This window comes from Streptococcus sp. KHUD_018 (genome assembly GCF_054861215.1).
Window position 1 is genome coordinate 1,635,670 of sequence record NZ_CM142176.1, and the last position, 24,618, is coordinate 1,660,287.

The following is a 24,618-nucleotide window of genomic DNA, read 5'->3' on the forward strand; positions in this document are numbered from 1 at the left end:
CTCATATCTTTCTAATAGAATCTTCTGGATACTGCGCACGCGCACCACCGATGAGTTTTGGACGACTAGCGAGAGCCGTTACATGGGCATAACCAATCTCACGCAAAACTGGTCGAATCGGAACCTGCACATGCTTGACATGCATACCAATTGCGGTATCTCCGATATCCAATCCCGCATGAGCCGTGATGAACTCCACCTCAACAGGGTCCTTCATAAACTTAAAGGCAGCTAGCTGACCCGAACCGCCTGCATGAAGAGTCGGAAGGACGCTGACGATTTCCAGACCAAATTGCTCCGCCACTTGACGTTCAACGACGAGGGCACGATTGACGTGTTCACAGCCTTGAACAGCTAGGTGAATCCCTCTTTCCTCCAGGATATCCAGAATCGTCTTCACAATAATTTCGCCAATTTCTTGGCTGGAATCCTTGCCGATTTGCCCACCTAAAACCTCACTAGACGAGAGTCCAAGGACAAAGAGAGCCCCCTCACGCAATCCAGCCTTATCCAAAACATCCTCAAGCACCTGCTGTGTCTCTGTTCCAATTCTATTTTTATCCATCACTCTTGACCTCATTTTTCTCCTACTATCATATCTTTTTTTACTGATTTTATCAAGGCGAACTAATCACTCAGAGTTGACAATGCAAAAACTTTAAAAATGAATTTCCCTTTAGCAACAAAGTAAAGAGTCTGGGGCCAGAATGCTTTCCAAAAAGATAACAACTAAAATGACCTGCTCCCTAAAAAGTTAAACAGAAGATTTAGCTTTTTTAGCGGAGCAGGACAAATCTCCAGCGATGCTTATGTTATCTGAGTTTGGACATAGTGGGCAATAACATCTGATGCGTATTGAGCTGTTCCAGGTCCAAATTTGTCAATATTTTCCTTAAATTCTGGGTTGTAGACGTATCCTTTACCGATATGACCAAAGACTTCAATAGAGCAGTCAAATCCATAAGTACGAATAGCTTGCAAGAGTTTGGCTGCCTCTTCTTGGTTTTCAGCTGCTGTTGCAGGCAGACCAGCTTGAAGATTTTGAGCCAAGGCTTGAAAGACTTGGTTAAAGGCGGCCGTAGACTCGTCTTCGCGACCTTTTTGACGCTCAAGAGCCTGGTCCATGACTTCTTGTCCATATTTCTCTACCGCCTCTTGGTGGTATTTTTGATTGTCTTGATAGCTAAATCCAGTGAATTTTTCCTCAATAGACATTTTTCTTTCTCCTTTTTGTTCTTGAATGGTTTTTTGCAAGGTAGAAATCAAGGTATCCAGATGTTGCCTTTCTCGAGTCAAATAGTCCAACTGCCTGGTCAAATGGGGCAATAAATCTGTCCTTTCTTCCTTTAATAGCTCTGCTATTTTTTCTAAAGAAAAGCCTAGATATTTGTAGTAAAGAATAACCTGAAGTCGTTCCAAATCCTCCTGACTGTAGGTTCGATAGCCGTTTTCCGACTTTAACGGAACCAAGAGTCCTATCTTATCGTAGTGGTGCAGGGTCTTGACAGAGACACCTGAAAGCTGCGCAGCTTCTTTTATATGGTACATGATTTCCTCCTTACAAGGATAGTATAACCCCTCCCCTTAGGTCAGAGTCAAGCGTTTTTGCGAAAACTTTTTAACTTTTTGAGAACGGTGTGAAAACTTGAAAATGGTTTTCTTGACAGACATTAGAAAACATGATAGGATAGTCAAGTCTATCAATCAAACAGAAGGCTCATAGAGAGCAATTGAGAGAAGGCTATTTGACAACTCATGAGAGAAGGCTATTTGACAACTCAAGTAGCCTTTTCTTATTAAAAAAAACGAGATTGGAGTTTCAACTATGTCAGAAAAATCGCAATGGGGCTCGAAACTAGGCTTTATTCTAGCATCTGCTGGTTCAGCCATCGGACTTGGAGCCGTTTGGAAGTTTCCCTACATGACTGCTGCTAACGGTGGGGGAGGCTTTTTATTGGTCTTTCTCATTTCCACTATTTTAATTGGTTTCCCGCTCCTGCTGGCTGAATTTGCCCTTGGCCGTAGCGCTGGCGTTTCCGCTATCAAAACCTTTGGAAAACTTGGCAACAATAACAAGTACAACTTTATCGGTTGGATTGGTGCCTTTGCCCTCTTTATCCTTCTCTCCTTTTACAGTGTTATTGGAGGTTGGATTTTAGTCTATCTGGGTATTGAGCTTGGGAAATTGTTCCAACTTGGCGGTACGGGTGATTATGCTCAGTTATTTACTTCAATTATTTCAAACCCAGCTATTGCCCTCGGCGCACAAGCTGCCTTTATCTTGTTGAATATCTTTATTGTATCACGTGGGGTTCAAAAAGGGATTGAAAGAGCCTCGAAAGTCATGATGCCCCTGCTCTTTATCATCTTTGTCGTGATCATTGGGCGCTCTCTCAGCTTGCCAAATGCCATGGAAGGCGTTCTTTATTTCCTCAAACCAGACTTTTCAAAACTGACAAGTGCTGGTCTCCTCTATGCCCTTGGCCAATCTTTCTTTGCCCTCTCACTAGGGGTTACAGCCATGCTGACCTATGCTTCCTACTTGGACAAGAAAACCAATCTGGTCCAATCAGGGATTTCCATCGTAGCCATGAACATCTCAGTATCCATCATGGCGGGACTAGCCATTTTCCCAGCCATGTCAGCCTTCAATATCCAGTCTGAAGGGGGACCAAGCCTGCTCTTTATCGTCTTGCCTCAACTCTTTGACAAGATGCCCTTTGGAACCATTTTCTACATCCTTTTCCTCTTGCTCTTCCTATTTGCGACGGTTACTTCTTCTGTCGTGATGCTGGAAATCAATGTGGGAAATATCACCAATCAGGACAACAGCAAGCGGGCTAAATGGAGTGTCATTTTAGGAATCTTGACCTTCGTCTTTGGCATTCCTTCAGCCCTATCTTACGGAGTTATGGCGGATGTTCACATTTTTGGTAAAACCTTCTTTGACGCCATGGACTTCTTGGTTTCCAATCTTCTCATGCCATTTGGAGCTCTCTGCCTTTCACTTTTTACAGGCTATATCTTTAAAAAGGCTCTTGCTAAGGAGGAACTCCATCTCGATGAAAGAGCATGGAAACAGGGACTTTTCCAAGTCTGGCTCTTCCTTCTTCGTTTTATCATTCCAATCATCATCATCGTGGTTTTTATCGCCCAATTTATGTAATCAAAAAGGACTTGAGTAGTAAACTCAGGCCCTTTCTTTTTATGGATGGCTAACAATCAATTCCAAACCTTGCCCTTCCAAGGTCCAAGCTTCAACATCACTTGGTAGGATAAAGTGGCTACCTTTTTGGATTGGATAGTTTTTCCCGTCAACTGTTAACTGACCTTCCCCATCCAAGACACTCAATAAGCTGTAGTCAGCTGTCTTTTCGAAGTCAACTTTTCCAGTAATTTCCCACTTGTAAACTGCGAAGAAATCATTGGACACAAGGAGAGTGGAACGTAGATCATCTGCTTTGACAGTGGCAGGTCGGCTATTGGCAGGTTCTCCAATGTTTAAAACATCGATGGATTTTTCAAGGTGAAGTTCACGCAGGTTGCCCTTGTCATCCTTACGGTCAAAGTCATAGACACGGTAGGTGGTATCGCTAGACTGCTGGGTTTCAAGAATCAAGATACCTGCGCCGATAGCGTGCATGGTGCCACTTGGTACATAGAAGAAATCTCCAGCCTTCACTGGTACTTTTGTCAGCAAAGCATCCCAGTTCTTGTCTTCGATTTGCTGACGGAGTTCTTCTTTTGACTTGGCATTGTGACCATAGATAATCTCTGAACCTTCATCTGCTGCGATGATGTACCAGCACTCTGTTTTTCCGAGCTCGCCTTCATGTTCTAATCCATAGGCATCGTCTGGGTGAACTTGGACGCTGAGCCAGTCATTGGCATCGAGAATCTTGGTCAAAAGCGGAAATACAGGCTCTGGACGGTTGCCAAACAATTCACGGTGCTCCGCATACAAAGTAGCGAGGTCTGTTCCCTCAAAGCGCCCATTAGCGACCTTTGAAACACCATTTGGGTGGGCTGAGATAGCCCAGTATTCTCCTATTTTTTCACTTGGGATGTCGTAGCCAAACTCATCACGTAGCTTGGTTCCACCCCAGATTTTTTCTTGCATAACTGATTGTAAAAATAATGGTTCTGACATCTTATTCTCCTGTCTATTTTTCTCCCCTCATTATAGCAAAAAGCTAGGTCTTATTGAACTCTTTTTCCTATTATATAAAGTAGGGAGAAGATTTTATAAAAATAGTGAACAAATGTGCTCTACTCAATACTTGCACCATTGCTGTCAATGACATCCTTGTACCAGTAAAAGGATTTCTTCTTGCTCCGTTTGAGACTTCCTTGACCTGCATTATCACGATCCACATAGATAAAGCCATAGCGCTTGTTCATTTCGCCTGTTCCAGCTGAAACCAGATCGATACAACCCCAAGTCGTATAACCAAGCAATTCAACGCCATCTTGGTAAATAGCATCTCGCATAGCCTTGATGTGGGCATCTAAGTAAGCAATCCGATAGTCATCTGCTACATAGCCATTTTCATCTGGAGTGTCTATAGCGCCGAGTCCATTTTCTACAATGAACATAGGCTTTTGATAACGATCCCAGATGGCATTGAGGGTGATTCGAAGTCCCAGTGGGTCAATCTGCCACCCCCATTCTGAGGATTCCAGATAGGGATTTTTGATAGAGGCAAAGACATTTCCAGCTGTCAGATTCGTCATTTCTGGATCGCCTGAAGCCACTCGGCTCGCATAATAAGAGAAGGAAACAAAGTCAACAGTGTGATTCTTTAACAAGTCTAAATCTTCTGTCGTCATTTCAATTTCTATCCCCTCACGCTCCCACTGCTTCTTGGCATAGTTTGGGTATTCCCCACGCGCTTGAACATCAATGAAAAAGTAACTCTTACGGTCTTCTTCCATGGCTGCCCAGTAGTCTCTCGGATGGGCAGTGTTAGGATAATATTGCCCTGCTGCCAACATACATCCCACCTTATTTTCTGGGTCAATTTCGTGGGCAATTTTAGTCGCCATAGCCGAGGCTACCAGCTCATGGTGAGCTGCTTGGTATTTGACTTGCTCTTGATTTTCCCCCTCTTCAAAACAGATCCCAGCTCCTAAAAAGGGGGCATGCAGAATCATATTGATTTCGTTGAAGGTGAGCCAGTACTTGACCAAGCCCTTGTAACGGGTAAAGAGGCTACGACAGAGATTTGCGTAAAAGTCCAACATGCGACGATTGCGCCAACCACCGTACTCCCTGATTAAGTGCATGGGGCAGTCAAAATGCGTGATGGTCACCAGAGGTTCAATCCCATACTTGTGGCATTCCTTAAATAAATCCTCATAAAAGGCTAGACCAGCTTCATTTGGCTCTGCTTCGTCACCTTGAGGAAAAATCCGAGTCCAAGCAATGGAAAGTCGATAGGTTTTAAATCCCATTTCTGCAAAAAGAGCGATATCTTCCTTGTAATGATGGTACATATCAATAGCTTCTTTTGCTGGGTAAAAATAGCCCTCCTCAAAAGAAAACATCTTTTTCTGACCTGTGATAATGGCTTCACGGTCTGGACCAATCGGTACCACATCCACATTAGCAAGACCACGGCCGTCCTGATTATAAGCACCCTCACATTGATTAGCCGCCGTAGCACCACCCCAGAGGAATCCTTCTGGAAAAGTTAGTTTTTCAGTCATATCTCTATCCACTTTCTTATTTTACTGCTTCATTTACTTATATTATACCCCAATATCCAGACCTTTACTTGTGAAATACTGCGGAATAATGATACTATTATATGATTCCATTTAATCCGACAAATTTTCAGGGTTCGATTTTTTAAAGAAATCCTCTTCAAAGATTTCTTCAGCAAAAAACGATTCTATGTATAAACATAGAACCGTATGATGGAAAGTTGAGCTTTGGAACAAAATAATCAACTTCTATTTGACAAGATTTGGAAGGACAAACATGATGTAAACAGCTGAAACAAGCATCATTAGAATAAGAAGATAGACTGATAATTTAGTCAGCCATAAAAATCGACCTAGCTTTAACGGTCTTTCCACGTAAGAAAGTTTAGGTTTGTTCGGATCATAGTAAACAGTAACCTTTCCGCCGATTGGGAAGCGCTCCATAAGTGGTGATTTTGTTACAGAAATGAAACTATTTCGCCGTACCTGATACCTTAACACTTGTGGAATTTCTCCATTATCGAAACCTTCCAACTTTACTTCAGAAACGATAGAATTAAGTGGTGTTGCAACTGTTTTTGATACGCTAGAAAGAAATTTTGGTCCCACTACCTTATACTGATTCCCGTCAACAGTGTATTCTACAACTGGGAGACTAACATCGTTATAAAGAAATGCAGAATATCTTGTGATTTTTCCTTCAGTTTTTTCAGTACATTTTTTATCATCTAAATAACTACTAAAAATCAACTCATTGAACATAAAATACGTAAAGGCAGCAAACGCTAATATCATACAGCCAAATAATAAAAAGAAACTCGTCGACATCTTGATTCACTCCTAAACTTTCGTTAGGCTTCTATTTTAACAGAATATAAAAAAGGATACAAGAATACTAACTATTTTAAACTTTTTAAATCAAAGCTGTGATAGCCGTTACCAGACCAAAAATGATACCTGGCGCATTAGCAGCCGCAAGGGGAATATCTCTTTCTTTCTTGAAAAGACCGTAGTAAACCCAGAGACTACAGTTGATGGCTGCAACCAAGGGCTGGATAAAGTTCCCTTTTTGACCAGCCAGGTTGTTCATAATTTGCGGGAAGTAAGAGACGTACATCATAACAGACATGAAGGTCGCTACCCAACCCAAAACTTTCATTTGTTTTTCAGACATTTTCAAAACCTCTTTCATTTTTATGAATCATATTTTATAATCTTTTTTCAAAACAATCAAGTCTTTAAAACTTTTGTTATAAAGATATAAACTATCACAATCTTGTTATAAGAAAGAGGGAACAGAAAAAAGACCGAATTGCTCCGTTCTGTTTACTCAATCAAATATTAGAAAATGAATACTCCTTTTCAATGAATCGATTGATTGATGGTAAATAAGCCGTTAGAAATTATTGACAGTATCGAAATTTTCTAGTAAAATGAATTTTGTTAATACCTAAATGGTGTGTAGTTTTCTATCAACATAGTCAGGAGAAAAGGAACTTATGCTAAAAAAATTTAATGAATTGTCACTGAAAGATAAGGCTTATCTAATTGGCGGTTTGAGCTTATTAGTCATTGTGATCTCATTTGGTCTACTCAATCGTCAAACAGTAACTGTCAGTCTTGTCTTTACACAACTATCTGCTCCCTTGATTTTGGTGATTTTTACTTGTCTAGTAATCGGGATCATTGCTGGTAGTGCTATTGGTATTAGCTATCACCATAACAAGACTCAAGATCTGAGAAGCCGCATTGCTGAAGCAGAAGCGACTATCAATATAAAAGACAGGGAGCTTGTCCAGTACGAGGAACAGGTGCAACAATTAAAACAGGAAGCCAAACAATAAGTGTAGAAATCATAACCACCCGTGAAAACGGGTGGTTTTTTGTCTCGCACCTAACGGAGCGAGACGGACTGAAAGTCGCATAAATACAAAAAAGATCGAATTGCTCCGATCTTTTTAAGTTTCACTCCAAGAATGTTTAGATAAAAAATTTGATAATAGAATTACCTACTTCATACGATAAAAATCAATCACTAGACCAGCAGGCCCTTTAACTAATAAGGACTCTGTTCCCCAATCGGTTACAGTTGGTCCGTTTAAAACCTGGATACCAAGTTCTTTCAACCGTTGGTAATTCTGGTCTACATCCTCAACCTCGATATGAAGAATGATTCCTGACTGAAAATCTTCCAAAGGAATCAAATGATTTTGGGACAACATCAGACAGTGACTGCCAATCGTAAACTGAGCAAAACTGTCATCAACATAATCGGGCTTTTTATCCAAAATACGCTCCAAGTCAGCACAGACTTGGGGAACATCTGAAACGATAATATCTAATTGATTTAAATTCATTTACTATCCTCCAGAAAAAGACCGGATTGCTCCGATCTTTTTAAGTTCCACGAAGGAATTATTTAATTGCGCGTGATTGCAATCCTTCTTCTTCCAAGAAGAGGCGGAATGGTACGAGTTCTTCTGCTTCGTATTTTTCCTTGAAGGCTTTGATGGCTTCTTCTGAGTGAAGTTTTGGATCCAATTCAAGTACTTCTACTGGAAGTGGACGGTGTGGAGTGATGCGAGCATCGATCACAACAGTTTTACCTTCTTTGTTGAGTTTAACAGCTTCTGCAACAACTGCATCGATGTCTTCGATACGGTCAACTGTAAATCCTACAGCACCTTGAGCTTCAGCGATTTTCGCATAGTCAGCATTAGGGAAGTCACAACCAAACAAGTGTTTGTTTGTGTCTTCGTATTTGTCCTTGATGAAGGCATATTTACCATTTGAGAAGACAACGTTGATAACTGGAAGGTCGTATTGAACGTTTGTGATAACGTCTGGGTAGCACATGTTGAATGCACCGTCACCCATGATGTTCCATACTTGGCGATCTGGATTGTCTTTCTTAGCAGCGATACCACCAGGAAGGGCAATACCCATTGTCGCAAAGAGTGGAGATGTACGCCACATGTTCTTAGGTGTCATGTGAAGGTGACGAGTAGATGTTTGAGTAGTGTCACCTACGTCGATTGAGTAGATAGCGTCTTGATCAGCATGTTTGTTGATTGCATTGTAAACTTGATACAATTGCAATTCACCCTCAGTTTTACCTTCGATTTTGTTCATGTAATCACGCCAGTTTTGGTTGTTCTTAACGTTTGCACGCCACCATGGAGTAGATTCAACTGGGTTCACTTTGTCAAGGATAGCTTTAGCTGCTTGACCTGCATCACCAAGGATTGAAGCGTCTAGGGCATGACGTTTACCAAGTTTGTAAGGGTCGATATCCACTTGGATGAATTTTTCAGTATTCTTGAATGCTTGGTAAACTTCAGCAAATGGGAAGTTTGAACCAAGGAAAAGAACTGTGTCTGCTTCAAAGACCACTTCGTTGGCTGGCTTCCAACCAACACGGTAAGCAGAACCTGTCAAACCTTCATAGTTCCATTCAAAGGCTTCAAAGTTTTTACCAGTTGTGATGATTGGTGCTTTGATTTTACGTGACAATTCAGTAATCACTTCACCAGCTTTAACACCACCGTAACCAGCATAGATAACTGGACGTTCAGCATTGTTCAAGATTTCAACAGCTTTGTCGATTTCAACTTCGTTCAAGGCAGGAGCGATGAATGAACGTTCGTACGAACCTGAACCGTAGTATGAGTTTTCATCGATTTCTTGGAAACCGAAGTTTACTGGGATTTCAACAACAGCTGGACCTTTTTTAGAAACTGCAGCACGGCAAGCTTCGTCGATTACTTTTGGCAATTGCTCAGCGTAAGCTACACGTTTGTTGTAGACAGCGATACCGTTGTACATTGGGTTTTGGTTCAATTCTTGGAAGGCATCCATGTTAAGTTCGTTAACAGGACGTGATCCAAGGATAGCAAGGAATGGAGTGTTATCCATAGCTGCATCGTAAACACCGTTAATCAAGTGAGTCGCACCTGGACCACCTGAACCAACTGCAACTCCGATTGAGCCACCGAATTTAGCTTGCATAACCGCTGCAAGAGCACCTGTTTCTTCGTGGCGAACTTGCAAGAAGCGGATATCTTTGTCTTCAGCCAAAGCGTCCATCAATGAGCTGAGTGTTCCTGATGGGATACCGTAGATTGTGTCTACTCCCCATGTTTTCAATACGTTAAGCATTGCTGCAGATGCAGTAATTTTCCCTTGAGTCATAATGATAACTCTCCTTCAAATATTTTTAAAACTTGATAAATCCGTTTTCATATACTAATTGGAAACGTTTCAGCAAATTTTTACTCTACTACTTTACCACATTTGTTTTGGGTCTCCTAAGAATGTGCTCAGAAGTTTTTATTCTCTATTACAGTACAGTTTGAAAACGTTTTATATAACTGTTTTATAATAATACTCAATGAAAATCAAAGAGCAAACTAGGAAGCTAGCCGCAGGTTGCTCAAAACACTGTTTTGAGGTTGCAGATAGAGCTGAAGTGGTTTGAAGAGATTTTCGAAGAGTATAAAAAGCGAGCAAGCCCGCTTTTAGTCTATCTTAGTAACATTTAGCATGAGTGAACTGATCAAAACAGATACAGAACTAAAGGCCATGGCTAGACCAGCCAGTTCTGGATTGAGAACGAGACCAATTCCTGAAAAGACTCCTGCTGCAATCGGAATTCCGGCGACATTGTAGATAAAGGCCCAGAAAAGATTGAGCAGAATTCGATTAAAGGTTTTCTTACTCATGTCAAAGGCACGAACCACTCCTAGGAGGTTATTAGTTGTCAACACCAAATCTGCTGACTCGATGGCAATATCTGTTCCAGCTCCCATAGCAATCCCCACATCTGCTACACTGAGGGCAGGAGCGTCATTGATACCATCACCAACAAAGGCTACTTTTCCAGCTGATTGTAGTTTATGTATTTCATGGGCTTTTTCTTCTGGCAAGACACCTGCAATGACCTCTTCGATGCCAATCTGGTCTGCAATGGCACGCGCCACGCCAGCATTATCCCCTGTCAGCATGACTGTTCTAAGACCACGTTTTTTCAGCTGATTGATGGCGAGCTTGGCATTTTCCTTGGGAATATCTTGCAGGGCAAGCAAGCCTTTGATTTCATTGTCAACAGCCAAGTAGACAACTGTCTTAGCTTCTTTTTCCAATTCTTCTAGTTTTTCTTGATAAGTGCTAGAAATGTTCATGCCATCCAGCATTTTAGCATTTCCAAGAAGAACTTGTTTCCCATTGATTTGTCCTGAAACACCTTTTCCATGCAAGGCTTGGAAGTTTTCCACTGGGTAAAGGCTAATTCCTAGTTCAGATGCACGATTAACAATAGCTTGAGCTAGCGGGTGTTGAGATACATCTTCCAGTGAAGCAGCCAAACTTAGCACTTCTCTTTCATCACCGATAACATCTGTCACTACTGGCTTCCCTTCGGTCAAGGTTCCTGTCTTATCAAAAACAACCGTTTGGACTTTTTGGATTTCCTGTAAAACTGTACCATTTTTGAGAAGAATCCCCATCTTGGCACTTCGTCCTGTTCCTACCATGAGTGCTGTCGGTGTCGCGAGTCCTAGTGCACAAGGACAGGCAATAATCAAAACTGCTACTCCATAAAGAAGAGAAGTCACAAAGCTATCTCCAAGTAAAACAAACCAGACCCAAAAAGTAAGAAGTCCTAAAATGACAACTGCTGGTACAAAAATCCCTGAAATCTTGTCGGTCAAATCTTGAATAGGAGCACGACTCGTTTGCGCTTTTTTCACAAAGTCCACAATCTGAGCCAGCATAGTCTCAGAACCAACTTTTTCAGCTCTAAAGATGATCGTACCACTATTATTGATGGTTGAACCAATGACAGCATCTCCAACTGATTTATCGACTGGAATACTTTCCCCAGTCACCATTGATTCATCAATACTCGTTTCACCTTCTAAGACAGTCCCATCAACGGCAATTTTTTCACCTGGTCGAACGCGAATGAGATCCCCAACTTTGACTTGTTCTAGAGGTATTTGAACATAAACATCATCACGCAAAACCTCTGCTGTTTTAGCTTGCAAATCAAGTAATTTCTCCACAGCTTGGGAAGTGTTTTTTCGCATTTTCTCCTCAAAAACTGCCCCTAAAAGAACGAAGAAGAGGATAAATCCAGCACTTTCAAAGTAAACAGGGAGCCCAGCAAAGAGAGCAACCAGACTATAAAGATAGGCTACCAGAGTTCCCAGTGCCACTAAGGTATCCATGTTGGCATTGTGTTTTTTAAAGCTGGCCCAAGCACTCTGAATATAAGGACCACCTGCTACCAGCATAATAGGCGTTGTGGCTAAAAAGGTGCCCCAATGCATGACTGGATGACTAATAGTCCCTGTCAACATCCCGATCATGAGGAAAACAAGAGGCAGGGTAAAGATACTAGTAATCCAAAAACGCTGTAAAAGGGATAGAGATTTTCGCGTCTTCTCAACTACGGTATAGCTCCCCTTTTGCATCTTCATGCCACATGAAAATTCATGTTGACCTAATTCTTGAGGTGTAAAACGAATTGTCTTCTCCTCGTCTACACCGATTGGTTCTAGAATCCCTTCTTCTTCAAAAAGAATTTCCTTATAACAGTTTGAAGGAGTTGCTCGATGAAAGGTAATCTCAGCTGGAATCCCTTTTTGAAGCTGGATATGGGCTGGATGATAGCCTTTGTCTGCCGTGATACGGATTTTTTGAACGCCATTTTCAAGACTTGCTTTTACAATTTCAGTCATATCATTCTCCTATTCTACAATCATCTTGCCGTGCATCATATTCATGCCACAAGAGAAACCATACTCTCCAGCCTGCACAGGCGTGATTTCCACTACATACTCTTCACCCATTGGCAGGTCCGCATGTACACCAAAATCTGGAAAGACAATCTGATCTAGACAGGGTGAAGGGTCCTTGCGGTCAAAGACAATGCGGGCTGGCACTGATTTTTTAAGAATAATCAACTCAGGCGTATAGCCCCCCATGACTTCCACTCGGATCTCTTGGTAACCCTTTTTTTGCTGGGCCTTTTGTCCAGATTTTTCAGACTTTTTGAAAAACCAAAACAAGATAAACGCGATAAGGGCAATACAAATAATGGTTACAATACTATTTAACATGACGTCTCCTTTACATACAATTACATCTTACTTCTGTTACAGCGCTTGATTTCTTCTTAGAAATCACAGCTTCTAAGTCTTCCAAGTCAGCCAAAGTGAAATCACATTCCACAATCAAATCAGCCAACAAGTTCTTAATCCTACGAGAACAAACCTTGTCTTTGATATCTTGGACAAGCAAGTCTCGACTCTGGTCCAGAGTTAAAAGGGCTGAATAGACAAAGAACTTGCCTTCTTTTTTCCTTGTCAGACACTCTTTCTCAACCAAACGAGCCAAAAGAGTTTGAATGGTCGACTTGGACCAGTCGAACCGCTCCGCCAGAACCCTGATCAAATCCGTACTGGTCTGCTCTCCTTGCATCCAAATAATCTTCATGACCTGCCATTCTGCATCTGAAATCTGCATTAGCACACCTCCAAAATCTACATTTGTCAATTATAAATCCTAGTATACTCTCAAAATCTACATTTGTCAATTATTAAATGAATCTTTTCTTTGAAAAATAGAATTTTAAGCATTTGATAAAGAATTTACAGTCAAATTTCACTATATAAACTATAAAAATATGCTATACTGTAGAAAAAAGAAAACAACCACTAGGGGTGCGTAAAGCTGAGATTAACGACTGTTAGATCCCTTTGACTCAATCTAAGTAATGCTAGCTGATGGAAGTGGAAATGAGTATGAGGGCTAGCTGGTCTTCTATTACTTTCCTCAAACAGACTAGCTTGTTCTTAAGAATACAAACTTCAGTTGGTTGGGAGGTTTTAGATGACTTATTTACCCGTTGCTTTGACCATCGCAGGGACTGACCCTAGTGGCGGCGCTGGCATTATGGCTGATTTAAAGTCTTTCCAAGCTAGAGATGTCTATGGAATGGCCGTTGTAACAAGCCTTGTCGCTCAAAATACCCGAGGCGTTCAGCTAATCGAGCACGTTTCTCCTCAAATGTTGAAAGCCCAATTGGAGAGTGTCTTTTCGGATATCCCACCTCAGGCTGTAAAAACTGGGATGTTGGCAACTACTGAGATTATGGAAATCATCCAGCCCTATCTTAAAAAGCTGGATTGTCCCTACGTCCTTGACCCTGTTATGGTCGCTACGAGCGGTGATACCCTGATTGATACCAGCGCGAGAACCTACCTAAAAACAAACCTGCTTCCCCTTGCTACCATTATCACTCCCAATCTTCCTGAAGCCGAAGAGATTGTTGGTTTTTCAATCCATGACCCCGAAGACATGCAGCGTGCGGGTCGCCTGATTTTAAAAGAATTTGGTCCTCAGTCCGTTGTAATCAAAGGTGGCCATCTCGAAGGTGGTGCCAAGGATTTCCTCTTTACCAAGGATGAACAATTTGTCTGGGAAAGCCCACGAATTCAAACCTGTCACACCCATGGTACTGGATGTACCTTTGCTGCAGTGATCACGGCTGAACTAGCCAAGGGGAAGACCCTCTATCAGGCAGTAGATAAGGCCAAGGCCTTTATTACAAAAGCCATCCAAGACGCCCCTCAACTCGGTCATGGTTCTGGCCCAGTCAACCATACAAGTTTTAAAGATTAAAAAACTCTCTAGTTCCCGCTTTAAGGGAATTAGAGAGTTTTTGATTAGGAAATAATGTCATCCAACTTTGTTAAAAAGGCTTGGGTTTTTGCCTCAATGTCTTCTGCCTGCATCAAATCACGGACAACGGCTACTCCAGCTATTCCAGTGCCAATAAGCTGGTCAATATTCTCTGATGTCAAGCCTCCAATAGCAACTACTGGAATGGAGACCGTTTGGCAAATTGTTTTCAAGGTTGAAATCAGGGTGATAGGTGCATTCTCCTTGGTGGTGGTTGGGAAAATGGCTCCTGTTCCCAAGTAATCCGCACCCGATGTTTCTGCTTCGAGGGCTCTTTTAACTGTTTTAGCTGTAACACCGAGGATTTTGTCAGGTCCCAAGACTTGGCGGGCAACCGAAACTGGTAGCTCATCATCTCCAATATGCAGACCAGCAGCATCAACCGCAAGACAAACATCCAAACGATCATCGATAATCAAGGGAACTTGATATGTATCTGTTATTTCCTTGACTTGTTTGGCCAGTTGATAGTATTGATTGGTAGTGAGATTTTTTTCTCGTAGTTGGATGATGGTAACACCTGAACGGCAGGCCGTCTCCACTTTTTCAAGAAAGCTTTCCAAGGAATCTTGGTAGCGATTGGTAACCAGATATAGTCTAAGTGCTTCTCTATTCATAAATATCTCCTTTGATTTCATCTAGCCAATTTTCGTCTCTTTTTAGGAGAGAGAGCTGATTGAGAACTTGATAACGAAATTCTTCCAATCCCATTCCTTGGACAACTATTCTCTCAGCAGAGATATTGAGATAAGAAACCGCTAAGCACGAAGCTTCAAAGGCAGTCTTTCCTTGGCTGAGAAAAACGGCTGTCAAGGCTCCAACTAAGTCTCCTGTCCCTGTTATCCAGTCCAATTCTGCACAGCCATTCCTCAATACAGCAACTTGATTTTCTGAAACGATGAGGTCCTTGGGTCCAGTGACTAAGAATGATATACCAGGATAAATCCGACACCAGTCTTTCAAGACTTGAAGCAAATCCTCAGTTTCTTGATCTTTGGCACTAGCATCGACCCCAACTCCGTGGTGTTTTAAACCAACAAGACTGCGGATTTCCGACATATTTCCTTTAAGTACCGTGGGCTTGTATTCTAAAAGATCTCTAACTAGATTCTTACGAATGGCTGAAGCCGTTACACCAACCGCATCTACTACCATTGGGATAGAAGCTTGGTTTGCATAAGAAGCTGCCATACGGATTGCTTTCTCCTTCTCAGCTGACAAATGCCCCAGATTGATAAAGAGAGCTTGGCTTTGTTTGGTAAAATCAAGAACCTCACGAGGGTCATCTGCCATGACAGGTTTAGATCCCAGAGCCAAAATGCCATTGGCCAGCATCTCACAGGAAATCTCATTGGTGATGCAGTGAATTAAGGAGCTGGAGGTTAGAGGAAAGGGATTTGTAAATTCCTGCATCAATCTATCCTTTCACCAAAGAAATATCCTTGTACTTTTTTAAAGAATTCCTGCTTGATTAAAAATCGAAAGGCAAGAAAAGCTATGGCTGTACCGATCAAGGTTGCTCCAAAAAATCGAGGAGTGTAGATAAACCAGCTAAGCTTGGCCGCAGATCCTGTAAAGAGAACCATAACAGGATAGGAAACAATAGAACCGATTAGGCCTGTTCCCAAGATTTCTCCTAGGGCAGAAAAGTGAAATTTCCGACCGTACTTATAAAAGAGACCTGCAAGGAGGGCTCCAAAAGTCGCTCCTGTAAGAGCTAAAGGCGGAATCCCTTGAGTCGTCATACGGATAAAGGCTGTGACTGTAGCCATAGCTAAAGCATAAACAGGTCCCATCAATATCCCTGCAAGAATGTTGACTACACTAGACATTGGTGCCATTCCTTCAATTCGAAAAATGGGTGTAAGAACTATGTCAAGGGCAATCATCATGGATAAAATGGTTATTTTGTGAACTTGTAGTTGGTGGTTTCTCATTTTCTATTTCTTCTCTTTTTCTAAGGACTGCAAATCACTCGTCCAGGTTTGATGTTGGTAAGCCATCTCCCAAAACTTAGCTTCCATGTGGACACTTCGGTGGAAGGCCTCTAGCATTTTTTGTTTGTCTGTCTCGTTGCTTTCGCGATAGAGCTGATTAACTAGGGCTTTTTCCTCTTTAATCTGCTGTTCTAACTCATCGGTGATATAGGTTTCAATCCACTGTTGATAAAGAGGATTCGGGGATGGTTTTCGATTAAGTTCCTTGCCCAAATCATGGTATAACCAAGGGCAAGGGAGCAAACTAGCAAAAGCAATCCCCAGGTTTGGCTCTGAGAACTGTCGATAAATATGCGAAATGTAATGATAACAGGTTGGAGCAATCGGTTGCTCATCCATTTCCTGGTCACTGATTCCTAATTCCTTGAAAAATTGTTGGCGGATAAATAACTCACCCTCCACAAGACTCTGGGCATTTTGTTTCAAGAGTCTTTTCATCTTTTCGTTTGAAGTCTTATCAGCCAAGAGGTGATAGGCTTCTGAAAAAGACTTCAGATAATAAGCATCCTGAATTAGGTAATAGCGGAAAATAGAAGGTTCTAAATTCCCATCTTGTAACTGTAAAACAAAGGGGTGATGAAAGGAAGCCTGCCAAGCTTCCTTGGATAATTCCATAGCAATATCTGTAAATTCCATAATAACTCCTTTATAGAAATAAACTGGTTTGAAGCAATAAAAAGAAAAGTAGGTAGGTCAATTTTGTCCTCTGAGAAATATAAAAAGTCCGATAGCTATTCTCCACCTGTGCATGTTCGTCATATCCATGCGCAGATAGAGCTCTCAGGTAAAGATGGCGCCATCTAAAGACCGTCATCAGAACCTTACTGTAAATCAAGGTCGACCAAACATGCAATTTTTGACCACGCAATAAGCAAGCTTCTTTTAGAGACCTGATTTCTTGCTGAATGAGGGGAAAGGAATTGAATACTACAATTAAGGCATAGGCCCAAGAACGCGATAACCCCTTTTGAGCCAAGTACAAGAGAAGCTCTTTTAGGGAAATACTAGAAACAAAGACAAGACCGATACAAACTGTCACAAAGGCCCTCGTTCCAAGCATGACTGCCTGCGAAGCATCCCCATGTAACTGAACTGCCCAGTAGTTGGCCAATGATGGTAAAATGGCGAGCATAAGCATCCAAGCCAACATCTTAAATCGACGGTTGTAGAGCATGAAGAGAATGCAAAATACGACTACTGAAAGATTAAGAGCAATCGAAGGAATGAAAGATGTCTCTAAGGATAAAATCAGCAAGAAAAGACTGATAATCGGTGTCTGAGTTGCTACTTTGACCATACTACTTCACCTCCCCTTGAGCATTGATACTCCGAGATGTGAGGGGGTTAGTGATTGTCACTTCTTTTACATGAATGAGACCCTCACTAGTCATCTCGATCCAATAATCAACCACAGAGATTAAGGGATCTAAACGATGACTAACGATCAAAAAACTTCTTCCTTGATTGCTCTCCTCCAAAATCCACTGGCAAAAATAATGACAAGCTCTATCATCCAAACCTGCAAAAGGTTCATCTAGCAAAATCACAGACGCCTTGCTGGTCAAGATAGTCAATAGCTGAAGAATCTTTTGCTGACCACCACTTAATTGATAAGGACTCTTATCGAATGCCTGCTCCAAATTAAAATATCGTAAAGCTTGGAGAATCTGCTGATTTCTTTCCGAGTCTGGACTATCTAGTTGCAGTTCCTCTCTCAGACTGACTCGGATAAACTGCTTCTCAGCTTCCTGAACTACACCGGTCAGATCACGATACAAACTCTTTTTCTTTTTCAGAACTGTCCCCTTCCAGGTAATGCGCCCCTTATACTTTTGAAATTGAAGAATGGAGCGAAAGAGGGTTGATTTCCCGACACCATTGTCACCCAGGATACAGGAAATCCCTTGGTAAAATGTAAAATCAGAAATGGAAAAGAGGAGGCGATTACCCAACTCACAAGTCACACGATCCATATGGAATAGTTTTGAACTAGAAGCAACTTCCTTTGAAGCAACCTGTGTCATCTCAGAGCAAGGGATTTGAAACACTTCTCTTAGTTGTCCGTCTCTCAGCTCCACCATATGGTCGATGTAGGCTCCATAGTCCGTTAAATCATGGTCACACAAAATAACTGTCTTCCCATTAGAGGCCAACTCTTTTAGAATCTCCAATATCTCCAGCCTACTCTTTCGATCAATGGAAGCGAAGGGCTCATCCAAGAGATAGACCCTAGGATTCATGGCAAAGAGAACAGCCAAAGCAGCTTTTTGCTTTTCCCCACCTGATAAGTGATGGATGGAACGGTTCAAGATTGCCTTACAGCGACATTGCTGGACCACCTCAGCTATTTTAGCATCAATCTCTTGGAGGGGATGCCCGATATTCTCCAAGGTAAAAATCAGCTCCTCAAATAAGTTCTCCATGGTAAATTGGTGATTGGGATTTTGAAAGAGAATGCCAACCGTCTGGACACGTTCGACGATAGAAAGCTGACTGACCTGGTTTCCATCTATCAGGACTTGACCACTATAGGGCAAGGAAGTGACCTGGGCAATGATTTGAAAGAGACTGGATTTTCCTGAACCACTGCTCCCAACTAACAAGGTAAAAGCTTGCGCGTGAAAAGTAAAATCAATCGGCTCCGAAAAGATTGGGGACTGAATCTCCCGTAGTTCCAGCCCCATCTACGCCTTTCCTCCAGCCGCAAACTGATGATAGAGTTTGACAATGGCACGAACCAAGATGGCACAGAAGAAAAAGACGGAAATAAAACGCACCACAAGCAAGGAAAGGACAAAAGGAAGGGAAAAGGCGTAGTAACCTAACTTAATGTATTCATAGACAAAGCTAAAAAGCGTAATCCCAATACTATTAGCAGTTAGAGAGAGCCAACTTTCATAGCGATTCTTGGTTACGAGAAAACCAAATTCACTTCCCAAGCCTTGAACCAAGCCAGACAAAAGAGCGCCTAGGCCGAATTGGCTACCATAAAGGACTTCAGCAAGCGCAGCGAGCACTTCTCCAATCGTTGCACTTCCGATTCTTGGAACAAAGATAGCCGCAATGGGCGCAGCCATACACCAGAGACCAAAGAGGATTTCATTGGCAAAGGCCTGCAAACCAAGAGGGGCCAAGATTAGGGTGAGGATATCAAATAGATAACCCGAACCCACAAAAACGCCACCAAAAAAGATAGACAAGAAAGCAAGCAAGATAACATCTTTTAACTGCCATTTTTTCAACATAAAAAACTCCTTTTTTAAAGAAAAGTGGGGCATTCAAGGAGAGCTACCGAAAAGCTCGTCGTCAGGCCTATCCTCTTTTGATAAACAAAAAAACTCCAATTACAAACGAGAATTAGAGTTTAGCTTACAAGATTAGACAGTTCTTTTCGACATACGAAAAAAACCTTTTCACATTTCCCTTCGCCAGTATTAACTGTATCAGGTTCAATGGGTATCATCTCAGCCTAAAGCACCCCAAATGTCTTTATTATTTAATTACTGGACCAGTATAGCAAAAAATGAAAGCCCTAGCAAGATATTTGACTGGAAAATATATTTATATAGTTTGTTTGTTCATTCTTTTAATCTACATAAAAGTATTGGATCTGTCCTATAATTCATAACCAATATCAAAAAATGCTAATTCTAAAGCAACTGCTTGATTCCAGCGTTGCTGAAGTTCTGTCAAATCTTCTCTACCTTTCCCGACACGATTGAGTTCGTCAACCAGAAATTGAACCCACTCTGCAAAGAAAGGACCTCTGTGGAGATTGATCCATTCCAAATGAATATAGGCTTCAGGTAGAGCCAAATCTTTAGAACCCCAGTCTAAATAGAGACCTTCTGCAATGACCAACATGACCAAAAGATGAGCATAGTCTGATGAAGCCACCGCCGAATACATTAGCTCCTGAAAGGCTTTTGTGACAGGGTGCAAGGTCACTTCTAGATAGTCATTCTCTGCTACTTCTAACTCTTTGAAAGCCTTTTGGAAATAACCATCTTCATCTGCTTCAAGAAAGCCTAGTTGCTTGGCAAAACGAAGTTTGGATTCAAGCTGGTCTGCGTGAGCTACACAGGCACCTAGCATGGATAAGAAGGCATCAAAGAAGTGATAATCTTGAATCAGGTAGTCTTTTAAGACCTTATTCTCAATCGTCCCCGCAAAAAGTTCCTTAACAAAAGGATGATTGATTGCAGCCTGCCAATCCTTCTGACTGCTTTTTAATAATTCTCCAACAGTCAAACCTGGCTGAAATGCATAGTTTTGTGTTCCCATATTTATTTTCCTTTCTTTACTCCTTAGTAATTAATAAAACACCAAGAGATACCAAGCAAAATCGTAATTCCACTTGATACTTTTAAAGAACATCGAGGACATTTGCAGAGAGCTACCTAAACAAGCCTATCCTCTGTTGATAAACAAAAAAACTCCAATTACAAACGAGAATTAGAGTTTACCTTACAAGATTAGACAGTTTCTTTCGACATACGAAAAAACCTTTTCACATTTCCCTTCGCCAGTCTTAACTGTATCAGGTTCAATGGGTATCATCTCAGCCTAAAGCACCCCAAATGTCTTTATTATTTAATTACTGGACCAGTATAACAGAAAATGAAAGCCCTAGCAAGATATTTGACCGGAAAATATATTTATATAGTTTCTGATGACGATTTAATCTTTCTATACACGAATAAAAACCTCCACATTATGCGGAGGCAATCTGTTTTGTCAATACAATTTTAAGTCACGTGGATCAACTGGGAAGGTTGGATTGTAAGGATTGTGACGAAGTTTGAAGTGTTTGACATCTTCAATAGTCTGAGTTCCAGACAACTGCATGACTGTCTTCAATTCTGCATTCAAGTGCTCAAAGACCTGACGCACACCAACACTACCACCAAGTGCCAAGCCATAGATAACAGGGCGGCCAATAGCTACCAAGTCTGCTCCTGAAGCCAAGGCTTTAAAGACGTGTTGACCACGACGAACACCTGAGTCAAAGACAATAGGCACGCGCTTGTCAACTGCTTCTGCTACTTCTTGAAGTGAGTCAAAGGCAGCTGGTCCACCGTCGATTTGACGACCACCGTGGTTGGTTACCCAGATACCTGAAGCTCCCGCAGCAAGCGAACGTTCAACGTCCTCACGGCATTGTGGTCCCTTGACATAAACAGGAAGTCCTGAGTATTCAGCGATGAACTCTACATCACGTGGAGACAAACGTTGTTTAGCTGATTTGTAGACAAAGTCCATTGATTTTCCAGCGCCTTCTGGCAGATATTCCTCAACAATCGGCATGCCAACTGGGAAGACAAAACCATTGCGCTTATCAACCTCACGATTGCCCCCCACAGTTGCATCTGCCGTCAAGACAATCGCTTTATAACCTTCTGCCTTCACACGGTCCATGATGTGGCGGTTGATTCCGTCATCTTTACTAAAGTAAAATTGGAACCAATGAGGTGTCCCTTGAAGGGCTTCCGAAATTTCTGGAAGGTCCACAGTAGAGTAAGAGCTGGTTGTATAGAGGGAACCAAACTCATGTACACCACGCGCAGTAGCTACTTCCCCCTGTTCATTTGCCAATTTATGAGCTGCAACAGGCGCCATAATAATTGGTGAAGACAATTTTTCACCTGCAAATTCAATCTCTGTACTTGGATTTTCAACATCACAAAGAGTGTGCGGAACGATGAGCTTGTGGTTAAAGGCGCGGATATTCTCCCGTAAAGTAAAAGTATCTTCCGCACCACTGGCGATATAGCCAAATGCTGCTTTAGGAATAACTTGTTGCGCCATTGGCTCCAAATCATAGGTATTAATAAAATCTACAGGTCCTTCTGCATTGCTTGTTTTATATGACATAAAGTGTCCTCCTTATTAAGTAAGCGTTTACTTCTTCTTACATAAACTATCTTAACTCTTTTTCAGATTCCTTTCAAAAATTTTGTCTGGAAATTTCAACTCATAGCCATGATAAATTTTTTCTATCATTGTGATAAAAAATTCATATTATCCAAACATGCCCTTTAGTGCTACAATAACTATATTATTCCTAGATGGGAGGTTCTATTTTGGATTGGTCCATTGTTGAACAATATTTACCACTCTATCAAAAGGCATTCTTTCTGACCTTGCATATTGCAGTTTGGGGAATTTTGGGTTCTTTTCTTGTTGGCTTAATCGTTAGTATCATCCGACATTATCGCGTTCCTATCTTTTCACAGTTAGCAACAGCCTATATAGAATTGTCACGAAATACGCCCCTTTTGATTCAGCTCTTCTTCCTCTATTTCGGACTTCCCCGAATAGGGATTGTCCTGTCTTCGGAAGTCTGTGCCACTATGGGGCTGGTCTTTTTAGGGGGTTCCTATATGGCAGAATCTTTCCGAAGTGGACTGGAGTCCGTCAGTCAAACCCAGCACGAGATTGGTCTAGCTATCGGTCTGACACCTGTACAGGTCTTTCGCTATGTAGTTCTTCCGCAAGCAACAGCGGTTGCTCTACCGTCTTTTAGCGCCAATGTCATTTTCCTCATCAAGGAAACCTCTGTTTTCTCAGCAGTGGCTTTGGCTGACCTCATGTACGTCGCCAAGGACTTGATTGGACTATATTATGAGACAGACATTGCACTGGCCATGTTAGTAGTTGCTTACCTTATCATGCTTCTACCCATCTCTCTACTCTTTAGCTGGATAGAAAGGAGGCTCCGCCATGCAGGATTCGGGAATGCAAGTACTCTTTCAGGGAAATAATCTCCTGCGGATCTTACAAGGGCTGGGTGTCACGATTGGAATTTCCATTCTCTCCGTCCTTCTATCTATGATTTTCGGAACAGTCATGGGAATCATCATGACCTCCCATTCTAGAGTTATTCGTTTTTTAACACGTTTTTATCTGGAATTTATTCGTATCATGCCCCAACTGGTACTACTTTTTATCGTATACTTTGGATTGGCTCGAAACTTTAATATCAATATCTCAGGTGAGACTTCGGCTATTATCGTTTTTACCCTCTGGGGTACAGCTGAAATGGGAGACTTGGTACGTGGAGCCATCACTTCCCTCCCTAAACATCAGTTTGAAAGCGGACAGGCGCTAGGCTTGACGAACTTCCAACTTTACTATCACATCATCATCCCACAGGTCTTGAGAAGACTACTACCACAAGCCATCAATCTTGTCACTCGGATGATCAAAACGACTTCCTTGGTTGTCTTGATTGGGGTTGTTGAAGTTACCAAGGTTGGGCAACAAATCATTGATAGCAATCGCCTGACCATCCCAACTGCTTCCTTTTGGATTTATGGAACCATTCTGATCTTGTATTTTGCAGTCTGCTTTCCTATTTCCAAACTATCTAGTCACTTAGAAAAACATTGGAGGAATTAAATGTCTGAAACTATTTTAGAAATAAAGGAACTAAAAAAATCCTTTGGAGACAATCCTATCCTCCGAGGACTCTCTCTAAATATCAAAAAGGGGGAAGTTGTTGTCATCCTAGGACCCTCTGGATGCGGGAAAAGTACCCTCCTCCGTTGCCTCAATGGCCTAGAAACAATACAGGGGGGAGATATTCTTCTGGACGGACAATCTATTATTGGCAATCAGAAAAACTTTCACCTGGTCCGCCAAAAAATCGGTATGGTCTTTCAAAGTTATGAACTCTTTCCCCATCTGGATGTCCTACAAAACCTCATCCTAGGTCCTATCAAGGCTCAGGGACGAGACAAAAATGAAGTCACTGAAGAGGCTTTGCAACTACTGGAACGTGTCGGCCTTTTAGATAAAAAACACAGCTTCGCTCGCCAATTATCTGGTGGACAAAAGCAACGGGTTGCGATTGTCCGCGCCCTTCTCATGCATCCAGAAATTATCCTTTTTGACGAAGTGACTGCTTCACTGGATCCAGAAATGGTACGTGAGGTTCTGGAACTCATCAATGACTTGGCACAAGAAGGACGCACCATGATTCTGGTAACCCACGAAATGCAGTTTGCCCAAGCCATTGCGGATCGGATAATTTTTCTCGACCAAGGGAAAATCGCTGAAGAAGGAACTGCTCAAGACTTCTTTACCAACCCACAAACCAAACGAGCACAGGAATTTTTAAACGTCTTTGACTTTAGCCAGTTTGGCTCATATCTATAATAAATAAAGG

The 24,618-nt window shown here is 41.8% G+C and carries 26 protein-coding genes and 2 riboswitches; of the genes, 6 read left to right on the forward strand and 20 right to left on the reverse strand.

Annotation, left to right across the window (positions count from 1 at the left end):
• Window position 1: 1 nt before the first annotated feature.
• Both ACVBD2_RS08200 and ACVBD2_RS08205 read right to left on the reverse strand, forming a co-directional pair.
• Window positions 2-565, reverse strand: a complete 564-nt coding sequence (locus ACVBD2_RS08200; protein WP_125450566.1) for a TIGR01440 family protein — start codon at window positions 563-565, stop codon at window positions 2-4.
• 242 nt (window positions 566-807) lie between these two features.
• Complete coding sequence (locus ACVBD2_RS08205) at window positions 808-1,548, reverse strand: MerR family transcriptional regulator (protein WP_461685582.1); 741 nt, start codon at window positions 1,546-1,548, stop codon at window positions 808-810.
• Between the two features lie 277 nt (window positions 1,549-1,825).
• Between ACVBD2_RS08205 and ACVBD2_RS08210 the strand changes: the two genes are divergently transcribed.
• The gene (locus tag ACVBD2_RS08210) at window positions 1,826-3,166 is read left to right on the forward strand and encodes a sodium-dependent transporter (RefSeq protein ID WP_461685583.1); all 1,341 of its coding nucleotides are present in this window, start codon (window positions 1,826-1,828) and stop codon (window positions 3,164-3,166) included.
• A gap of 39 nt (window positions 3,167-3,205) precedes the next feature.
• Here ACVBD2_RS08210 and manA read toward each other — a convergent pair whose 3' ends face one another.
• From manA to ACVBD2_RS08230, 4 genes are all read right to left on the reverse strand, one after another.
• Window positions 3,206-4,150, reverse strand: a complete 945-nt coding sequence (gene manA, locus ACVBD2_RS08215; RefSeq protein ID WP_247917450.1) for a mannose-6-phosphate isomerase, class I — start codon at window positions 4,148-4,150, stop codon at window positions 3,206-3,208.
• Between the two features lie 119 nt (window positions 4,151-4,269).
• Entirely contained in the window at window positions 4,270-5,709 is a 1,440-nt protein-coding gene (locus ACVBD2_RS08220) for a 6-phospho-beta-glucosidase (protein WP_461685584.1), read from the reverse strand.
• A gap of 246 nt (window positions 5,710-5,955) precedes the next feature.
• A complete protein-coding gene (locus tag ACVBD2_RS08225) occupies window positions 5,956-6,534 on the reverse strand; it encodes a DUF3592 domain-containing protein (RefSeq protein WP_038804409.1) in 579 nt (192 codons plus the stop codon).
• Window positions 6,535-6,619: 85 nt separating this feature from the next.
• The gene (locus ACVBD2_RS08230) at window positions 6,620-6,880 is read right to left on the reverse strand and encodes a SemiSWEET family transporter (RefSeq protein WP_001291475.1); all 261 of its coding nucleotides are present in this window, start codon (window positions 6,878-6,880) and stop codon (window positions 6,620-6,622) included.
• Window positions 6,881-7,205: 325 nt separating this feature from the next.
• Here ACVBD2_RS08230 and ACVBD2_RS08235 point away from each other — a divergent pair, with 325 nt between their 5' ends.
• Window positions 7,206-7,550, forward strand: coding sequence for a lipopolysaccharide assembly protein LapA domain-containing protein (locus tag ACVBD2_RS08235; protein WP_000913393.1), 345 nt, complete (start codon window positions 7,206-7,208; stop codon window positions 7,548-7,550).
• 165 nt (window positions 7,551-7,715) lie between these two features.
• Here the strand turns inward: ACVBD2_RS08235 and ACVBD2_RS08240 are convergent, their stop codons facing one another.
• From ACVBD2_RS08240 to ACVBD2_RS08260, 5 genes are all read right to left on the reverse strand, one after another.
• A complete protein-coding gene (locus ACVBD2_RS08240) occupies window positions 7,716-8,063 on the reverse strand; it encodes a VOC family protein (RefSeq protein ID WP_001052638.1) in 348 nt (115 codons plus the stop codon).
• Between the two features lie 58 nt (window positions 8,064-8,121).
• On the reverse strand, window positions 8,122-9,897 hold the full coding sequence (gene spxB / locus ACVBD2_RS08245) for a pyruvate oxidase (protein WP_070482840.1): 1,776 nt from the start codon (window positions 9,895-9,897) through the stop codon (window positions 8,122-8,124).
• Between the two features lie 326 nt (window positions 9,898-10,223).
• Window positions 10,224-12,446 carry a heavy metal translocating P-type ATPase gene (locus tag ACVBD2_RS08250; protein ID WP_461685585.1) on the reverse strand — a complete coding sequence of 741 codons (2,223 nt, stop codon included), beginning with the start codon at window positions 12,444-12,446 and terminating at the stop codon, window positions 10,224-10,226.
• A 9-nt stretch (window positions 12,447-12,455) separates the two neighbouring features.
• Complete coding sequence (locus ACVBD2_RS08255; protein ID WP_461685586.1) at window positions 12,456-12,827, reverse strand: cupredoxin domain-containing protein; 372 nt, start codon at window positions 12,825-12,827, stop codon at window positions 12,456-12,458.
• A gap of 10 nt (window positions 12,828-12,837) precedes the next feature.
• A complete protein-coding gene (locus ACVBD2_RS08260) occupies window positions 12,838-13,233 on the reverse strand; it encodes a CopY/TcrY family copper transport repressor (protein ID WP_001167199.1) in 396 nt (131 codons plus the stop codon).
• Between the two features lie 366 nt (window positions 13,234-13,599).
• Here ACVBD2_RS08260 and thiD point away from each other — a divergent pair, with 366 nt between their 5' ends.
• On the forward strand, window positions 13,600-14,391 hold the full coding sequence (thiD, locus tag ACVBD2_RS08265) for a bifunctional hydroxymethylpyrimidine kinase/phosphomethylpyrimidine kinase (RefSeq protein ID WP_461685587.1): 792 nt from the start codon (window positions 13,600-13,602) through the stop codon (window positions 14,389-14,391).
• 44 nt (window positions 14,392-14,435) lie between these two features.
• Here the strand turns inward: thiD and thiE are convergent, their stop codons facing one another.
• From thiE to lctO, 9 genes are all read right to left on the reverse strand, one after another.
• Window positions 14,436-15,068, reverse strand: coding sequence for a thiamine phosphate synthase (thiE, locus tag ACVBD2_RS08270; RefSeq protein ID WP_132972436.1), 633 nt, complete (start codon window positions 15,066-15,068; stop codon window positions 14,436-14,438).
• Window positions 15,061-15,864: a hydroxyethylthiazole kinase gene (gene thiM / locus ACVBD2_RS08275; protein WP_132972438.1), complete on the reverse strand. Its 804-nt coding sequence runs from the start codon at window positions 15,862-15,864 to the stop codon at window positions 15,061-15,063. The genes thiE and thiM overlap by 8 nt, the downstream gene beginning before the upstream one ends.
• Complete coding sequence (gene thiW, locus ACVBD2_RS08280; protein ID WP_132972440.1) at window positions 15,864-16,388, reverse strand: energy coupling factor transporter S component ThiW; 525 nt, start codon at window positions 16,386-16,388, stop codon at window positions 15,864-15,866. Before thiW ends, thiM begins: the two co-directional genes overlap by 1 nt.
• Before the next feature lie 3 nt (window positions 16,389-16,391).
• Window positions 16,392-17,084: a thiaminase II gene (gene tenA / locus ACVBD2_RS08285; RefSeq protein ID WP_461685588.1), complete on the reverse strand. Its 693-nt coding sequence runs from the start codon at window positions 17,082-17,084 to the stop codon at window positions 16,392-16,394.
• 10 nt (window positions 17,085-17,094) lie between these two features.
• Entirely contained in the window at window positions 17,095-17,745 is a 651-nt protein-coding gene (locus ACVBD2_RS08290) for an energy-coupling factor transporter transmembrane component T (RefSeq protein ID WP_461685589.1), read from the reverse strand.
• 1 nt (window position 17,746) lies between these two features.
• Window positions 17,747-19,132, reverse strand: coding sequence for an ATP-binding cassette domain-containing protein (locus ACVBD2_RS08295; RefSeq protein ID WP_461685590.1), 1,386 nt, complete (start codon window positions 19,130-19,132; stop codon window positions 17,747-17,749).
• Window positions 19,133-19,693: an ECF transporter S component gene (locus ACVBD2_RS08300; RefSeq protein WP_000915264.1), complete on the reverse strand. Its 561-nt coding sequence runs from the start codon at window positions 19,691-19,693 to the stop codon at window positions 19,133-19,135.
• Between the two features lie 158 nt (window positions 19,694-19,851).
• A riboswitch (TPP riboswitch) is annotated at window positions 19,852-19,940 on the reverse strand.
• A 123-nt stretch (window positions 19,941-20,063) separates the two neighbouring features.
• Window positions 20,064-20,732, reverse strand: coding sequence for a TenA family protein (locus tag ACVBD2_RS08305; RefSeq protein WP_461685591.1), 669 nt, complete (start codon window positions 20,730-20,732; stop codon window positions 20,064-20,066).
• Between the two features lie 216 nt (window positions 20,733-20,948).
• Window positions 20,949-21,037, reverse strand: a riboswitch (TPP riboswitch).
• 148 nt (window positions 21,038-21,185) lie between these two features.
• Entirely contained in the window at window positions 21,186-22,322 is a 1,137-nt protein-coding gene (gene lctO, locus ACVBD2_RS08310; RefSeq protein WP_000120734.1) for an L-lactate oxidase, read from the reverse strand.
• Window positions 22,323-22,531: 209 nt separating this feature from the next.
• On the opposite strand from lctO, the gene ACVBD2_RS08315 reads away from it, so the two are divergent.
• Genes ACVBD2_RS08315 through ACVBD2_RS08325 form a run of 3 tightly spaced genes read left to right on the forward strand, consistent with a single transcriptional unit; the run spans window position 22,532 to window position 24,608 of the window.
• A complete protein-coding gene (locus tag ACVBD2_RS08315; protein WP_461685592.1) occupies window positions 22,532-23,212 on the forward strand; it encodes an amino acid ABC transporter permease in 681 nt (226 codons plus the stop codon).
• Window positions 23,172-23,849: an amino acid ABC transporter permease gene (locus ACVBD2_RS08320; RefSeq protein ID WP_461685593.1), complete on the forward strand. Its 678-nt coding sequence runs from the start codon at window positions 23,172-23,174 to the stop codon at window positions 23,847-23,849. Before ACVBD2_RS08315 ends, ACVBD2_RS08320 begins: the two co-directional genes overlap by 41 nt.
• Window positions 23,850-24,608: an amino acid ABC transporter ATP-binding protein gene (locus tag ACVBD2_RS08325; protein ID WP_461685594.1), complete on the forward strand. Its 759-nt coding sequence runs from the start codon at window positions 23,850-23,852 to the stop codon at window positions 24,606-24,608.
• The last annotated feature ends 10 nt before the right edge of the window (window positions 24,609-24,618 follow it).

Excerpts from the sequence above, each read along its gene's own strand:
- ACVBD2_RS08200 (WP_125450566.1), bottom strand. The coding sequence starts at position 565 with ATGGATAAAAATAGAATTGGAACAGAGACACAGCAGGTGCTTGAGGAT.
- ACVBD2_RS08205 (WP_461685582.1), bottom strand. The coding sequence starts at position 1,548 with ATGTACCATATAAAAGAAGCTGCGCAGCTTTCAGGTGTCTCTGTCAAG.
- ACVBD2_RS08210 (WP_461685583.1), top strand. The coding sequence starts at position 1,826 with ATGTCAGAAAAATCGCAATGGGGCTCGAAACTAGGCTTTATTCTAGCA.
- manA (WP_247917450.1), bottom strand. The coding sequence starts at position 4,150 with ATGTCAGAACCATTATTTTTACAATCAGTTATGCAAGAAAAAATCTGG.
- ACVBD2_RS08220 (WP_461685584.1), bottom strand. The coding sequence starts at position 5,709 with ATGACTGAAAAACTAACTTTTCCAGAAGGATTCCTCTGGGGTGGTGCT.
- ACVBD2_RS08225 (WP_038804409.1), bottom strand. The coding sequence starts at position 6,534 with ATGTCGACGAGTTTCTTTTTATTATTTGGCTGTATGATATTAGCGTTT.
- ACVBD2_RS08230 (WP_001291475.1), bottom strand. The coding sequence starts at position 6,880 with ATGTCTGAAAAACAAATGAAAGTTTTGGGTTGGGTAGCGACCTTCATG.
- ACVBD2_RS08235 (WP_000913393.1), top strand. The coding sequence starts at position 7,206 with ATGCTAAAAAAATTTAATGAATTGTCACTGAAAGATAAGGCTTATCTA.
- ACVBD2_RS08240 (WP_001052638.1), bottom strand. The coding sequence starts at position 8,063 with ATGAATTTAAATCAATTAGATATTATCGTTTCAGATGTTCCCCAAGTC.
- spxB (WP_070482840.1), bottom strand. The coding sequence starts at position 9,897 with ATGACTCAAGGGAAAATTACTGCATCTGCAGCAATGCTTAACGTATTG.
- ACVBD2_RS08250 (WP_461685585.1), bottom strand. The coding sequence starts at position 12,446 with ATGACTGAAATTGTAAAAGCAAGTCTTGAAAATGGCGTTCAAAAAATC.
- ACVBD2_RS08255 (WP_461685586.1), bottom strand. The coding sequence starts at position 12,827 with ATGTTAAATAGTATTGTAACCATTATTTGTATTGCCCTTATCGCGTTT.
- ACVBD2_RS08260 (WP_001167199.1), bottom strand. The coding sequence starts at position 13,233 with ATGCAGATTTCAGATGCAGAATGGCAGGTCATGAAGATTATTTGGATG.
- thiD (WP_461685587.1), top strand. The coding sequence starts at position 13,600 with ATGACTTATTTACCCGTTGCTTTGACCATCGCAGGGACTGACCCTAGT.
- thiE (WP_132972436.1), bottom strand. The coding sequence starts at position 15,068 with ATGAATAGAGAAGCACTTAGACTATATCTGGTTACCAATCGCTACCAA.
- thiM (WP_132972438.1), bottom strand. The coding sequence starts at position 15,864 with ATGCAGGAATTTACAAATCCCTTTCCTCTAACCTCCAGCTCCTTAATT.
- thiW (WP_132972440.1), bottom strand. The coding sequence starts at position 16,388 with ATGAGAAACCACCAACTACAAGTTCACAAAATAACCATTTTATCCATG.
- tenA (WP_461685588.1), bottom strand. The coding sequence starts at position 17,084 with ATGGAATTTACAGATATTGCTATGGAATTATCCAAGGAAGCTTGGCAG.
- ACVBD2_RS08290 (WP_461685589.1), bottom strand. The coding sequence starts at position 17,745 with ATGGTCAAAGTAGCAACTCAGACACCGATTATCAGTCTTTTCTTGCTG.
- ACVBD2_RS08295 (WP_461685590.1), bottom strand. The coding sequence starts at position 19,132 with ATGGGGCTGGAACTACGGGAGATTCAGTCCCCAATCTTTTCGGAGCCG.
- ACVBD2_RS08300 (WP_000915264.1), bottom strand. The coding sequence starts at position 19,693 with ATGTTGAAAAAATGGCAGTTAAAAGATGTTATCTTGCTTGCTTTCTTG.
- ACVBD2_RS08305 (WP_461685591.1), bottom strand. The coding sequence starts at position 20,732 with ATGGGAACACAAAACTATGCATTTCAGCCAGGTTTGACTGTTGGAGAA.
- lctO (WP_000120734.1), bottom strand. The coding sequence starts at position 22,322 with ATGTCATATAAAACAAGCAATGCAGAAGGACCTGTAGATTTTATTAAT.
- ACVBD2_RS08320 (WP_461685593.1), top strand. The coding sequence starts at position 23,172 with ATGCAGGATTCGGGAATGCAAGTACTCTTTCAGGGAAATAATCTCCTG.
- ACVBD2_RS08325 (WP_461685594.1), top strand. The coding sequence starts at position 23,850 with ATGTCTGAAACTATTTTAGAAATAAAGGAACTAAAAAAATCCTTTGGA.